The sequence below is a fragment of the Acinetobacter amyesii genome (assembly GCF_002018365.1).
GTDB lineage: Bacteria > Pseudomonadota > Gammaproteobacteria > Pseudomonadales > Moraxellaceae > Acinetobacter > Acinetobacter amyesii.
The window spans coordinates 120330-134930 of the sequence record NZ_MVKX01000009.1 but is presented as its reverse complement, the minus strand read 5'-3'; the positions used below and the strand labels follow the sequence as shown (position 1 = coordinate 134930).

At 43.5% G+C, this 14601-nt stretch carries 9 protein-coding genes; 6 read left to right on the top strand and 3 right to left on the bottom strand.

What is annotated here, in order from left to right:
- Window positions 1-5 precede the first annotated feature (5 nt).
- The 5 genes from B1202_RS13650 to ligA all read left to right on the top strand — a co-directional run bounded on the left by B1202_RS13650 (window position 6) and on the right by ligA (window position 8307).
- Complete coding sequence (locus B1202_RS13650) at window positions 6-818, top strand: sulfite exporter TauE/SafE family protein (RefSeq protein ID WP_078191158.1); 813 nt, start codon at window positions 6-8, stop codon at window positions 816-818.
- Between the two features lie 147 nt (window positions 819-965).
- On the top strand, window positions 966-1661 hold the full coding sequence (locus tag B1202_RS13645; protein ID WP_078191157.1) for a GntR family transcriptional regulator: 696 nt from the start codon (window positions 966-968) through the stop codon (window positions 1659-1661).
- A 10-nt stretch (window positions 1662-1671) separates the two neighbouring features.
- Window positions 1672-5121: a chromosome segregation protein SMC gene (gene smc / locus B1202_RS13640; protein WP_078191156.1), complete on the top strand. Its 3450-nt coding sequence runs from the start codon at window positions 1672-1674 to the stop codon at window positions 5119-5121.
- Between the two features lies 1 nt (window position 5122).
- Window positions 5123-6175, top strand: coding sequence for a cell division protein ZipA C-terminal FtsZ-binding domain-containing protein (locus tag B1202_RS13635; protein ID WP_078191155.1), 1053 nt, complete (start codon window positions 5123-5125; stop codon window positions 6173-6175).
- A 98-nt stretch (window positions 6176-6273) separates the two neighbouring features.
- On the top strand, window positions 6274-8307 hold the full coding sequence (gene ligA / locus B1202_RS13630; RefSeq protein WP_078191154.1) for an NAD-dependent DNA ligase LigA: 2034 nt from the start codon (window positions 6274-6276) through the stop codon (window positions 8305-8307).
- 247 nt (window positions 8308-8554) lie between these two features.
- On the opposite strand, the gene B1202_RS13625 is transcribed toward ligA, so the two are convergent.
- The 3 genes from B1202_RS13625 to B1202_RS13615 all read right to left on the bottom strand — a co-directional run bounded on the left by B1202_RS13625 (window position 8555) and on the right by B1202_RS13615 (window position 12489).
- Complete coding sequence (locus B1202_RS13625; protein WP_078191153.1) at window positions 8555-10018, bottom strand: amino acid permease; 1464 nt, start codon at window positions 10016-10018, stop codon at window positions 8555-8557.
- On the bottom strand, window positions 10018-11052 hold the full coding sequence (locus B1202_RS13620) for a methyltransferase (RefSeq protein WP_078191152.1): 1035 nt from the start codon (window positions 11050-11052) through the stop codon (window positions 10018-10020). The genes B1202_RS13625 and B1202_RS13620 overlap by 1 nt, the downstream gene beginning before the upstream one ends.
- A 66-nt stretch (window positions 11053-11118) precedes the next feature.
- Window positions 11119-12489, bottom strand: coding sequence for a uracil-xanthine permease family protein (locus B1202_RS13615; protein WP_078191151.1), 1371 nt, complete (start codon window positions 12487-12489; stop codon window positions 11119-11121).
- A 173-nt stretch (window positions 12490-12662) separates the two neighbouring features.
- Here B1202_RS13615 and typA point away from each other — a divergent pair, with 173 nt between their 5' ends.
- Entirely contained in the window at window positions 12663-14498 is a 1836-nt protein-coding gene (typA, locus tag B1202_RS13610; protein ID WP_078191150.1) for a translational GTPase TypA, read from the top strand.
- The last annotated feature ends 103 nt before the right edge of the window (window positions 14499-14601 follow it).

The following is a 14601-nucleotide window of genomic DNA, read 5'->3' as shown; positions in this document are numbered from 1 at the left end:
TATTGATGGAGTTAATCATATATTTACTGATTGGTGCAATCGCTGGTTTTGCTGCGGGGCTATTTGGTGTGGGCGGTGGTCTGATTATTGTGCCAATTTTATTCATCGTCTTTACCCAACTTCAGTATGATCCCAGTGTGATTATGCACATGGCGGTAGGCACGTCTTTGGCCACGATTATTGTGACCTCACTCAGTTCGGTTTCGGCGCATCATAAAAAAGGTGCAGTGCTGTGGAATGTCTTTCGGAATTTGGCACCAGGTTTGGTGATCGGTTCATTTTTCGGTGCAGGCATTGCTGATTATCTCTCAGGGCAGGGCTTGCAACTGTTAATCGGCTTTTTTGCGGTCTGGGTGGCTTTTAAAATGTTTCGCGGTGCAGCGACACCGGTTGATCCGAATAAACATTTACCCTCACAAGCCATGCAAATGGCAGCCGGCGGCGGCATTGGGATTGCCTCTGCGATCTTCGGTATTGGTGGTGGCAGCTTAACCGTCCCGTATTTGAATAAAAACGGCGTCATTATGCAAAAAGCAGTCGCAACCTCTGCTGCATGTGGTTTACCAATTGCGATTGCTGGGGCACTCGGCTTTATGTGGTTTGGTCATCAAGCCGATATCGTGGTTCCCAATACCATTGGTTATATCCATATTTATGCATTTATCGGGATTAGTGTAATGAGCTTCATCACTGCAAAATTGGGTGCGAAAGTGGCTCATATGTTGTCGCCATTTATGCTAAAGCGTTGTTTTGCATGTTTATTAACAACAGTCGGCTGCTATTTTATTTACCAAGGTGTGCAAGCCTTTGGCGCATGATTGTCCGTTTTGACTGACAAAATTGGCTTTGTTGACACAAGATTGTCAGACAATGTCATGTTCAATTAGGTTGCTTATCGTTTCTAATGCAAATAGATTGAGTGTAAATCTGAACATTGCATCTTATAAAAAAAAGATAGGAACAGTATGCAACAACAAGAAGCGGACAGTTTGTCAGAACAAATTGCCAAGCACATCGGTGAACAAATCATTCGCGGTGAGTTGGTTGAAGGCGAGCGTATTCAGGAACTCAGAATCGCGGCCGAATTGGATGTGAGCCGTGGCTCTGTTCGTGAAGCTTTATTGATTTTAGAACGAACCCAGCTCATTGAAATCTACCCACGCCGTGGCGCCTTAGTCTCTGAAATGTCGGCTTTACAAGTGCGCTCATTATTTGATATTGCAGCATTATTGTTGGGTCAAATTGTGCATCGTATGGCGGAAACGTGGCGCAGCCATGAAGCTGAGCGTATTCAGTTATTACTTGAACAATTAGACGTGGAAACTCGCCAAGGCAATACCGAAAAGTTTTATGATCTGATTTTTCAGGGCATGGCTCGTCAGCATGAAATGGTGGGAAACACCTACCTGATGCGTTATTACCAAGAATTGTTACCATCGCTCAGACGTAGTTATTTCCTGACACTGAATATTTCACGACGTGAACTACAAGAATCTTTTGATTTGTTTAAATTGGTGACTGATGCAGTTTTAATCAGAAAATCACATCAAGCCACTTTATTTATGGAAGATTTTTGTCGACACTTACGCAACCTTGTGTTGGAATCACTAACACGGATGAAACAAATCGAATTAGCGTGGGCGAGACGTTCACGCCGCTGATCAGGACATTATGCGTTTAAGCAGTTTAAAACTTTCCGGCTTCAAATCTTTTGCCGATAGCACAACTCTAAAATTTGAAGGCAACCGTAGTGCGGTTGTTGGACCGAACGGCTGTGGTAAATCCAATGTGATTGATGCCATTCGTTGGGTTATGGGTGAATCCAGTGCCCGTCAATTGCGTGGTGGCACCATGCAAGATGTTATTTTTACCGGAACGGCAAAGCGTAAACCAGTCGGGATGGCGAGTGTTGAACTGCGTTTTGATAATACCTATGGCAAGTTAGGTGGCGCGTATAATGCCTATACTGAGCTTGCAGTTCGTCGTCAGGTCAATCGTGATGGTAAATCCGAATATTTCCTCAATGGCACTAAATGCCGCCGTCGTGATATTACCGATATTTTCTTAGGCACCGGTTTAGGTCCACGTTCGTATGCGATTATTGAACAGGGCATGATCAACCGTTTGGTCGATGCCAAACCTGAAGAAATGCGTGTGTATATTGAAGAAGCCGCAGGGGTTTCTCGCTATCAAGCTCGACGTCGTGAAACTTTACAGCATCTAGAACACACCACTCAAAACTTAGAACGTCTCGAAGACATTGCATCAGAACTGAAGTCTCAGCTGAAAACCTTAAAACGTCAGTCTGAAACGGCGGTGCAATACAAAGAATTAGAAACCCAAATTCGTACTATTAAGATCGAAGTATTGTCTTTCCAATGTGAGCAAAGTACACGTTTACAGCAAGAATACACGCTGCACATGAATGAGCTTGGGGAAACCTTCAAACTGGTGCGTTCTGAGCTGAACACCCTAGAGCATGACCTATCTTCCACCAGTGCCTTATTTCAACGGCTTATTCAACAGTCCACTCCTTTACAAAGTGAATGGCAACAGGCGGAAAAGAAACTGTCTGAGTTGAAAATGACGCTGGAGCAAAAACAGGGTTTATTTGCACAAAATTCGGCAAGTTTGGTGGAGCTTGAAAAGCAAAAAGCTCAAACCAAAGAACGTTTACAGTTATTAGAGTTACAACTGGAAACGCTGCAAGAACAGCAAGATGGATTTATTGAGCAATTACAGCGCCAAGAAAGCAGTAGTCAGGATCAGACCCAGCAGTTGGCCGATTTGAAAGCTCAGCATCAACAAGCGGTTCAACAATTTGAACAATGCCGTGGGCAAGTCGAAAAGCAGCAACAGCAAAAGCTACAGATGTTGGCGCAAAGTGAACAATTGACCAAAAATATAGGTCGTATTGAGCAACAGCGCGAGACCCTGCAACAGCAACGAGGTCAAATTCAGCATCAGGCGCAGCAAGATGAGTTGGAGCAGTATCAGCAAGATAAGCAGCAGCTCGAACAGCAAATTGTGCAACAAGAGCTGGTGATTGCCGAAACTCAAGCACAGCTTGCAGCTGCACAAGAACAGCAGGCACAGCACAAAAATACGGTGCTGCAGCTAAAATCAGAAATACAGGTGCTGTTGTCAGAGCAGAAAAACCTAAACCAATTGATGATTAAAGCCAGTCCAAAGCAGCAAAGCCAGCGTCAACATTTAATGCAGCAGTTGCAGTTGAGCACTCAAGGCAAACAGCATGCGCAACTGGTCGAGAAATTTTTGTCTAAATGGCTAAGTGCCCAAGTCTTGGGACACAGTGATAATTTTCAAGACAGTATTGCACGTCAGGTCAAAGGCAGTCATCACACCGCAGCACAAATCGTTGGATTAGAAGCTTTGGCGACGTGGATTGAAGCACCACAACTTTCGATCTGGCAGCAGGTCGCGATTGCCGAAACATTGACGGTGGCATTGAGTCATCAGGCTAAACTGGCTGCTGGTCAGTCGATACTCACGCTCGATGGTTATCATGTCGGTGCGGATTGGGTGATTGGTCTAGACTATGACGAGGACAGCCAAGCAGGGCAAGGTGCATTGAGCCACCGTATTCGTTTAGATGAATTGACTGAATTACTTGCAGAGCAGCAGCCAAAGCTGACGCAGCTAGAAGGCCAATTGCCTGAGTTGCAAAATGCCGTACAAGCTTTACAGCAAAATCTGCAACAGCAACATAGCCAATTAAAAAATTGGCAAAAAGACATTCAAACAGCTGATGTTGCGATTGCGAAGGTACAAAGTTCCAATCAGGCATTTGCATTACAAAAGCAGCAGTTAGAAGATCAATTGCAACAACTTGAAGCCCAGCTTGAAGAAGATGCCATGCAAAAAGACGATTTGGAAATTGATCTGCATGCGCTGACGATTAAGCTCGAGCAAGCCTTGCCAAATTATAAAACCTTGCAATTCCAAGTTGAGGAATTGAGTCTAGCGCTGGAAAGTGCTCAGCAAGTGGCATTACACAGTCAGCAAGAATTGGAAATCGTGCGTCGTCAGTCTGTACAGACGAAACAACAGATTGAATTATTAGAAAAAGACACGGTCTTTTTGAAAGCGCAAACTCAGCAAATTATTGGACAGATGGAACAGGCGAAGAAATTTGTCGATCCTGTACAGTTAGAATTGCCTGCGCTTGAGTCACAGTATTCCGAACAGGCCCAAGTCACTGAGCGTTTACAAAAAACCTGGAATGACTGGCAGCTTGAACTGAATAACGTACAGAGCAAACAGCAGACATTGACGGAACAACGCCATTCACATCAACAACAAGACGAAAAATTGCGTACGCAATTGGAAGAAAAGCGTCTAGCTTGGCAATCCGCGCAGTCTGATTTGCAGCATTATTCAGAACAATTGAAAGAAATGAACAGCGAAATGCTGACGGGTTTAAGCATTGATGTGGTATCCCATCAGCAAAAACTCGAAAAAGCACAGCAGCAGTTTGATAAATTGGGTGCAGTCAACTTGGCTGCAGCAGAAGAATATACTGAAGTTTCTAAACGCTTCGATGATTTAAGCCACCAAATCGATGACTTGCAAAAGACTGTTGAGCAACTGCAAGCTGCGATGAAAAGCATTGATCAGGAAACGCGAAAGCTGTTTATGACCACTTTTGATAAGGTCAATGCAGAGCTTCAAGAGTTGTTTCCGAAAGTATTTAATGGCGGCGAAGCAAGTTTAAGCCTTGAAGATGGTTGGCAATCGGGTGTAAAACTGATGGCACGACCACCGGGTAAGCGAAACAGCTCTTTGGCATTATTGTCGGGTGGTGAAAAGGCATTGACCGCATTGGCTTTGGTTTTTGCGATTTTCCGCCTAAATCCTGCACCATTTTGCGTTTTAGACGAAGTCGATGCACCTTTAGACGATGCAAATGTAGGAAGATTTTGTAATCTTGTAAAAGAGCTTTCAGAACAAGTGCAATTTATCTACATTACACACAATAAACTGGCAATGACAATGGCAACTGACTTACTTGGTGTGACCATGCCAGAACCAGGAACTTCAAAATTAGTGACTGTGAATATTGAGCAGGCCAAAGAATACGGTTTAGCTGCGGAGGCATAACATGGAAATCACCACTATAGCTGGGATTGTAATCGCTGTAATTATCATGGTTGTGGGCATTCGAATGATGTTTCGTAAACCTGCAGATGCAGCGCCATCACTCGACACCGAATTACATATTGACCCTGATAGTCAGCAACCTGTTATTCCGCGCCATGTACGAAATCAGTTAAATACACCTGAAACCACTCAACGTGTAGAGCCGACTTTGGCTGATGAAAAAGTCACAGCGGTTGAAACGACTGAAACTGTTCAAGCGAAAGTGACTCCAGAAGCAACAGTAACGGAACAAGCAGAGCAGAGCGCTGAGGCGACTGCAAAGACTGAGACGACTACGACGGATCCCGTTTCAGTTGAAAATGCTCAAACTGCGACAGAAGACACTACTTTGTCTACAGAAGCCACTGAATCTACGACAAATACTTCTGTAGTAGATGTAGCCAATGAAATCGCGACTCCTGCGACGGACGTTCCGGCTGACGCGGTTCCTGTAGAAAAAGCGCCAGAATTTAGTGTAAATAGCGCAATTGAAAAAGCTGAAATCAGCGATTTTGATGAAGAAAGCAGTATTTTGGATGCGCATTTACATGAACAAAAAATTGTCGATGAAGAAAGTGCTTTAGCGACTGCGGAAACCTATATCGCCTTAAATGTGTTCCCTGATAGTCGTGCCTTGTCGGGTGAAAAAGCATTAAAAGTGTTACTGAAATACGGTCTGCGTTTTGGCGAAATGGCCTGTTTCCATCGCTATGATGAAGAAGGGACAAAGTTATTATTCTCTGTATTACAAATGAATAATGATGGCGCTGCGCAAGGTTTTGATCTTGAAACTTTATCGACTGAAGAAGTAAAAGGTTTGGCTTTCTTCTTGGCGCTGCCACACAGCGATGTACAAAATGCCTTTGATACTATGGACAGCATTTCACGTCTAATTGCACGTGAAATTGACGGTACTGTGTATGATCAAAATAACCAAGAATTTACACCGCAGATGCGTGAACATTGGCGTCATCAAGCGATTGATTATCGTCAAGGTCAAGCTATCGAAGTCTAAGCGTCTTTGATTGAAACTCACCGAGTGGGTTTCTATAATAGCAACAGATAATGAAATTTGAGGGCGGAGCGTGAACCGCCCTTTTTTATGGTGAATGTATGACACAACAATCCACTGTCGTTGCACAGATGCGACAACTGATTCAACTCTTGGCGAAGCATAACCATGCCTACTATGTCATGGACACGCCAGAAATTGAGGACAGTGAATATGATCAACTTTTTCACCAATTAAAAGCACTAGAAGAGCAATACCCTGATTTAGTGCAACCTGATACACCAACCACAAAAGTGGGTGGAAAGGCCTTGTCTAAGTTTGAATCCGTAACCCATGCAGTGCCCATGTTGTCATTGGGTAATGTGTTTAATGCAGAAGATTTATTTGCCTTTGCTCGTCGTGCGGAAGAGCGCTTACCGAATCAAAAAATTGAATATGATGTCGAATTAAAATTTGATGGGCTGGCCATTTCTCTCTGGTATGAAAATGGCATTTTAGTCCGTGGTGTGACACGGGGTGATGGTGAAACAGGGGAAGACATTACTCAAAATGTAAAAACCATTCGTAATTTACCTAAAGTACTGACTTCTACACAGACTGAAATTCCAAGTCTTCTTGAAGTTCGTGGTGAAGTCCTGATGCCAAAGTCAGGCTTTGAAAAGCTCAATGCTGAAAACGAAGCCAACGGTGAAAAAACCTTTGCCAATCCACGAAATGCAGCAGCAGGAAGCTTACGTCAACTCGACCCTGCAATTGCGGCTTCACGTCCATTGGCTTTTTATGCTTATGGCATTGCACAGTGCGAACCACATCATGGTCAAACCACCATGTCTGCTAGCTTGGAATGGCTGACACAGTTTGGTTTTGCTGTCGGTGAACGTCACTTTATTTGTGACAGCATTCAGGACGTACAAGCTGCGTATGAGCAAATGATCATTGATCGTCCAAGCCTGAGCGTTGAAATTGATGGCATGGTGATTAAGGTAAACAGCCTGAAGCAACAGCAAACATTGGGTTTTTTAAGTCGTGAACCGCGCTGGGCAACGGCATATAAATTCCCTGCAGTCGCAGCGCTGACGACAGTTGAAAATATTGATTGGCAAGTGGGGCGTACAGGGACTTTGACCCCAGTCGCGCGTTTAAACCCTGTGGCAGTCGGTGGGGTGACGGTTTCCAATGTCACCCTACATAATATTGGTGAAATTCATCGTTTAGATGTACGTGTGGGTGACACGGTCAGTGTCTACCGTAGCGGTGATGTGATTCCAAAAGTTGAAAAAGTATGGCCTGAATTCCGTCCTGTAGATACGGTAGAAGTTCAGTTACCTGCATGTTGTCCAGTCTGCGCATCTCCTGTTGTGATGCCTGAAGGTGAAGCCTTGGCACGTTGTTCAGGTGGTTTGTACTGTGCTGCACAGCGTATTGAGGCGATTCGTCACTTTGTATCGCGTAAAGCTATGGACATTGAGGGCTTAGGCGACCGTTGGGCGGAATCACTTTTACATTTGGATCTGCTCAAAGATGTTGCTGATATTTATAGCTTGCATGAGCATCGTGAAAAATTACTGACCATTGAAAAAATGGGTGAGAAGTCGGTTCAAAACCTCATCGATTCTATTGAAAATAGTAAGAAAACAACGCTAGGTGCATTTATTTATGCACTCGGTATTCGAGGCGTGGGTGAAACCACGGCACGCATGCTCGCCAATACTTTCCAAACCTTTGATGCGATTCGCCATGCAGATCTCGAATCCTTGAAAAAAACGCCAGACGTTGGTGATATTACCGCAGAATGGATAGTCGACTTTTTCCAAGCGCCGCATAACCTCGAAGTGGTTGATCGTTTGTTGGCAGCAGGGATTCATTGGGATGCACCCGTTGCACCAAGTCGTCAGCCACTGAATGGCGAAAGTTGGGTGATTACAGGGACTCTGAGCACCATGGGTCGTGATGAAGCGACGCAAATGCTACAAGCCTTAGGCGCACGTGTCAGCGGTAGTGTTTCGGGTAAAACGAAATGTGTGGTTGCAGGTGAAAAGGCAGGTTCTAAATTAGAAAAGGCTGAAAAACTGGGTGTTCCGGTGATGAGCGAAGACGAGTTTATTGCCTTTGTACAACAGCATAATGCTTCTTAAGTATTGAAAATCAAACCTGAAAAGGTTGTGACTTTTGAACAAACGCCTGATGCATTGCATTGCATTGGGCGTTTTTATTTTGCTGCTTAACATGATTGAGTGAGCGTATCAGTTGTTGGTGATAGATCAGACATCATTCCTCAACATCACTCACTAAGCATTTTGTTAAAGCGTGAATGTATTGAGATACAATTTTAGCCATAAAAAAAGCAGCCCTTAGGCTGCTTATTTTTATTCAGTGATCACATTATTCTTGATCAACTTTCATTGGTTTTACATCCATTTCTTGATATGAAACCAACTTTGTTTTGTGTTTCCACTTATAACCGAACCAAATGGCAAGGAATAAGAAAATACCAATATAGGTAGAAACAACGGCTAACCATTCACCATCTAAAACGGCTTGATAGTTCTGACCAAGGACCACGATGGCACACAAAATAAAGGCAAACCACGGTGCAAATGGGAAGAATTTTGCACGGTAAGCAAGGTCTTCCAATTTGTTGCCTTGAGCCAAGTAGCCTTTACGGAAGCGATAATGTGAAACTGCAATACCGAGCCACACAATAAAGCCACACATACCTGACATGTTCAGTAACCAGTTAAATACCGCTTGTTCACCGATAAATGTGGTTAAGAAGCACAGTGCCGCGATCGCCGTCGTTGCATAAAGTGCATTCATTGGTACGCCACGTGCATCTAGGCGACCAAAGACTTTCGGCGCACTGCCTTTACGTGCCATATCAAACAGCATACGGGTAGAGGAGTACATACCAGAGTTACCCGCTGATAAAATCGCAGTCAAGATCACTGCATTCATCACCGATGCAGCAAAAGCAAAACCTGCTTTTTCATACAGTAAAGTAAATGGTGACAGCGCAATATTTTCAGAAGATGCCGCTTGTAATAAACGTGGATCATCGTAGGCAATCAATGTGCCGATAATGAAAATACACACGATATAAAACAACAAGATACGCCAGAAAATTTGCTTGATGGCAATAGGAATGGTCTTTTCAGGATCTTTCGATTCACCTGCAGCCACACCAACCATTTCAGTCCCTTGGAAAGAGAAACCGGCAATCATGGCCACACCAATCAAGGCAGATAAACCACCGACAAATGGGGCTTCACCCTTACTCCAATTGGCAAATGTTTCTACACCCGGTGTCAACATGATTTTGCCAATCATAAACAGACCGATAATGATAAAGGCAACAATTGCGAGCACTTTAACAAGCGAGAAGAAGAATTCGGATTCACCAAAGCCTTTTACGGTCAGCGCATTAATGGCAAAGACGATTGCGAGGAAAATCGCACTCCAGTAGAAGCCCGGAATATCTGGAAACCAGAATTTCATAATGAATTGGACTGCAACCAATTCAAATGCCACGGTAATCGCCCAGTTGTACCAATAGTTCCAACCCAAAGCGAAGCCGAAACCACCCTCGACATATTTGGTGCCGTAGGTAAAGAATGCACCCGAAGTTGGGTTATGTGTTGCAAGCTCACCTAAACTGGTCATCAAGAAGTAAATCATGATACCAATTAAGCAGTATGCGAGCAGGGCGCCACCCGGGCCTGCATTGGCAATGGTTGCACCTGAGGCAAGGAATAAACCTGTACCAATTGATCCACCAATTGCAATCATGTTGAGATGGCGAGCACCCAACTTACGCTGAAGCTGAGCTGGTTTTTGAGTTTCGCTCATCATTGTTCCTTAAGATTTTTTTGCGTGCTCGCAAACAAGACTTTAAATCCTTGTTGGTCGGCTTTGATTGTACATTGACCATAATGCTGCTCAATTAAAGTCGGATAATTGAGGAATCGGTTGGCAACAATCCAAAGCTCACCCCCAGACTTCAAATGTCTGCGCGAAGTTTTGCATAGATTTTCACTGGCATTGTAGTCGGTTTGAATCCCTTGATGGAAGGGTGGATTGCTGACTATGGCATGTAAAAATAATGGAGCATCCTCGATTCCTGTGACCGCTTTAATCACAAGTTGTTCAGGTTCAAGCAAATTTTGTTCAAATGTCATTTGTGTAGACGCTAGTGCAAAGGCATCTACATCCATGGCAAAAATACGATTTTTAGGATTCAGTTTGGCTAAATAAGCACTGATGACACCCGCTCCACAGCCAAAATCAGCAATTTTGCCCGAAGTGACTTGTGATAAATAAGGCAATAAGGTAGCCGTACCCACATCTAAACGGTTCTGGCTAAATACGCCAGGCAGTGCGCAAATCGTAAGCTCACCATTTGGGGTTTCAACTGGATATTTTTGCACCCAATCTTGTAGTGGCTTCAGTGTTACAGTTTTTTCCAATAGGGTTTGCCACATTTGACAGTGACGCGCACTATCAATTTTTAGGGTTTTACCAAAGGGCTGTAATTGTTTTGCAGCGCGTTCAACACCGCCTTTTTTCTCACCCACGAGGAAAATAGACGCACCTTGAGCAAGATGACTTGCGACATTGTGTAATAAATAATTCAGCAGTTCTTTTGATTTTGGAACAAAAATAACCGCTTGATCAAACTGACCTTCAGGAAAATCGACACCAAAATGGACGTTTGACTGTTGATTTTGAAAGTACTGAAAATCATTAAAATTCCAGCACCAAATCGATGGCTTAATATTGTCATTCAATTGACTGAGTAAGTCATCTGTCGGTGCATTTACGAAAAGCACGCGATCTTGTAATAAATCGATCTGTCGTATAACGACTTCACTTGTGAGATCCATAGATTTCTCCATCATAAAAAACACTGCCTAGGGCGGAACCTAGGCAGTGTTCTTTGACAAATGAACTTACTTCTTCACTTCAGGAAGAACAATATTCAAAATAAGGGCAGCGATACCACCAGTGGCAACGCCTGAACTGAAGATATTACGGAACAATTCAGGAAGATGTTCAAGGATTTGTGGTACTTGTGCAACACCTAGACCCAATGCCAATGAAATCGCAATGATTAATAGTGCGCGGCGGTCTAAATGAATGCCTGACAAGATATTAATACCAGAGGCAGCCACAGCACCAAACATCACCATCACAGCACCACCAAGCACGGCTTGTGGAACTGCCTGAATGACACCAGCTACAGCAGGAAGTAAGCCTAAAATAACCAAAAGGGCAGCAATCCAAATCCCCACATAGCGGCTTGCAACACCTGTTAACTGAATAACACCGTTGTTTTGCGCGAAAACAGAACTTGGGAACGTGTTAAAGATACCGGCAAGGAATGAGTTTGCACCATTCACCAATACACCACCTTTAATACGCTTCATCCATTCAGGACCATCGACAGCTTGATTTGAAAGCTTAGAAGTCGCGGTAATATCGCCAATTGCTTCCAAAGATGTCACAAGGTAGATAAATGCCATTGGAATGAACAAGCTCCAAGAGAAGCTTAAGCCAAAGTGCATCGGTGTTGGAATTTGAACCAGTGGCGCATCTTTTAAACCATCAAAGTTTAAATGACCCATAAAGCCTGCAAGGATGTAACCCACGACTAAGGCAATCAGGATGGCAGAACTTTTTACCCATGTAATACGCACACGATTCAGTAAAATGATCAGTGCCAAAACGGTACAAGACATGATGAGGTTGTCTGCATTGGCAAATGTTTTATCGCCCATGGCTTGATAACCACCACCCATGCTGATCAGGCCTTCTTTAATTAAAGTCAGACCAATCAATAGCACCACAATACCTGTTACCAACGGGGTAATTAGTTTTTTCACCCACGGTAAAATTCGTGACACACCCATTTCAATGAATGAACCCGCGATCACCACACCAAAGATAGATGCCATAACTGCTTCTACAGGTGTACCTGCCGCAACCATTGCAGAACCAATACCGATAATAGGACCAATAAAGTTAAAGCTGGTTCCTTGTACAATCAGTAGACCTGCACCAAATGGGCCGACTTTTTTACATTGTAAAAAGGTTGCGATACCAGAGATCACCAATGACATCGAAAGAATCATATTGGTGTCTTCTTTTGACACGCCAAGTGCCAAACAGATCAGCAGACCCGGCGTCACAATTGGGACAATAATGGCCAATAAATGTTGGAACGCAGCGAGGAAAGCAATAAAAGGTTTTGGTCGATCATTCAATCCATAGACTAAATCGAGTTGATCTTTTGCTTCGGGAGATTGGTTTAAATCAGACATGCGGCACTGAAAATTAAGGCTAGGTGGCGCTATTCTAATCTGTTTACACAGCTTTACAAAACCAAAAGCGTGCCAGTCGTCAAAAAAAATGCGATTGTCAATAAACTGTCACTACTAAAATCTATATTTTTTCTGTATAATTTGCCCTCAAACTTTAGGCGTATCGAATTCACATGTCAGATATTAAAACTCTCCGTAACATTGCCATCATCGCGCACGTCGACCATGGTAAAACTACTCTTGTAGACAAACTTTTACAGCAATCAGGTGCTCTTGGCGATCGCGCAGGCGAGATCGAACGTGTAATGGATTCTGGCGCTATTGAAAGTGAACGTGGTATTACCATTCTTGCAAAAAACACTGCAATCAAATGGTTAGACAAGCGTACTAACACTGAATACCGTATCAATATCGTGGATACCCCGGGACACGCCGACTTCGGTGGTGAAGTAGAACGTGTAATGTCAATGGTTGACTGCGTACTTCTTCTTGTTGACTCTCAAGAAGGCCCAATGCCACAAACTCGTTTCGTAACGCAAAAAGCGTTCGCACGTGGTTTAAAACCAATCGTAATTATTAACAAAGTCGACAAGCCAAACGCTCGTCCAGACTGGGTAATTGACCAAGTATTTGATTTGTTCGACAACCTTGGTGGTTCTGACGAACAGTTAGACTTCCCAGTTGTATATGCTTCAGGTCTTCGTGGTGTGGCTGGTCCATCTCCAGAAGAACTTGCTGAAGACATGACTCCATTGTTCGAAACAATTGTAGACATCGTTGAACCACCAGCGGTTGACGTTGACGGTCCATTCCAAATGCAAGTGTCTTCACTTGACTATAACAGCTTCGTAGGTGTTATCGGTGTTGGTCGTATTCAACGTGGTTCAGTGAAATTAAACACTCCTGTAACTGTAATCGACAAAGACGGTAAAACACGTAACGGTCGTATCTTAAAAATCATGGGTTACCATGGTTTAGAGCGTATCGATGTTGAATCAGCTTCTGCTGGTGATATCGTTTGTGTAACGGGTATTGATGAACTTCATATCTCTGACACAATCTGTGATCCGAAAGCTGTTGAAGCTTTACCTGCACTTTCTGTAGACGAACCTACAGTATCGATGACTTTCCAAGTAAACAACTCACCGTTTGCTGGTAAAGAAGGTAAATTCGTAACTTCACGTAATATCCGTGAACGTCTAGATCGCGAATTGATTCACAACGTAGCATTACGTGTTGAAGATACTGACAGTCCTGACCGTTTCAAAGTGTCTGGTCGTGGTGAGCTTCACCTTTCAGTTCTTATTGAAAACATGCGTCGTGAAGGCTTCGAAATGGGCGTATCACGTCCACAAGTAATCATCAAAGAAATTGATGGTGAAAAACAAGAGCCATACGAAAACGTAACTTTTGACGTTGAAGAGCAGCACCAAGGCGCTGTAATGGAACAAATGGGTCACCGTAAAGGTGAAATGACCAATATGGAAGTTGACGGTAAAGGCCGTATCCGTATTGAAGCAACTGTTCCTTCACGTGGTTTGATTGGTTTCCGTTCTGAATTCTTAACAATGACTTCAGGTACAGGTATCATGACTTCAAGCTTCTCGCACTACGGTCCAATGAAACAAGGTACTGTTGCGAAACGTCAAAACGGTGTATTGATTTCTATGGTTCAAGGTACTTGCTTGGGCTATGCATTGTTCAGCTTACAAGACCGCGGCCGTCTATTTGCACGTCCACAGTTAGAAGTTTATGAAGGTATGATCGTTGGTATTAACTCACGTTCAGACGACATGACTGTTAACCCAACTAAAGCGAAACAGTTAACTAACGTACGTGCTTCTGGTACTGATGATGCGTTGACTCTTGTTCCTGCAATTGAATATACGCTTGAACAAGCGCTTGAATTCATTGAAGATGACGAATTAGTTGAAGTAACTCCTAAGTCAATCCGTATCCGTAAACGCTGGTTGACTGAAAACGAACGTAAACGTAACCGTAACGGTTAATTTTACAGTTTCAAAAAAAACCGCTGACTTAGGTTAGCGGTTTTTTTATGCATGGGTGTTTTGAATAAAAAGGGAAAACTTGAATGACTTTATTCATTTGATC

Excerpts from the sequence above, each read along its gene's own strand:
- B1202_RS13650 (WP_078191158.1), top strand. The coding sequence starts at position 6 with ATGGAGTTAATCATATATTTACTGATTGGTGCAATCGCTGGTTTTGCT.
- B1202_RS13645 (WP_078191157.1), top strand. The coding sequence starts at position 966 with ATGCAACAACAAGAAGCGGACAGTTTGTCAGAACAAATTGCCAAGCAC.
- smc (WP_078191156.1), top strand. The coding sequence starts at position 1,672 with ATGCGTTTAAGCAGTTTAAAACTTTCCGGCTTCAAATCTTTTGCCGAT.
- B1202_RS13635 (WP_078191155.1), top strand. The coding sequence starts at position 5,123 with ATGGAAATCACCACTATAGCTGGGATTGTAATCGCTGTAATTATCATG.
- ligA (WP_078191154.1), top strand. The coding sequence starts at position 6,274 with ATGACACAACAATCCACTGTCGTTGCACAGATGCGACAACTGATTCAA.
- B1202_RS13625 (WP_078191153.1), bottom strand. The coding sequence starts at position 10,018 with ATGAGCGAAACTCAAAAACCAGCTCAGCTTCAGCGTAAGTTGGGTGCT.
- B1202_RS13620 (WP_078191152.1), bottom strand. The coding sequence starts at position 11,052 with ATGGATCTCACAAGTGAAGTCGTTATACGACAGATCGATTTATTACAA.
- B1202_RS13615 (WP_078191151.1), bottom strand. The coding sequence starts at position 12,489 with ATGTCTGATTTAAACCAATCTCCCGAAGCAAAAGATCAACTCGATTTA.
- typA (WP_078191150.1), top strand. The coding sequence starts at position 12,663 with ATGTCAGATATTAAAACTCTCCGTAACATTGCCATCATCGCGCACGTC.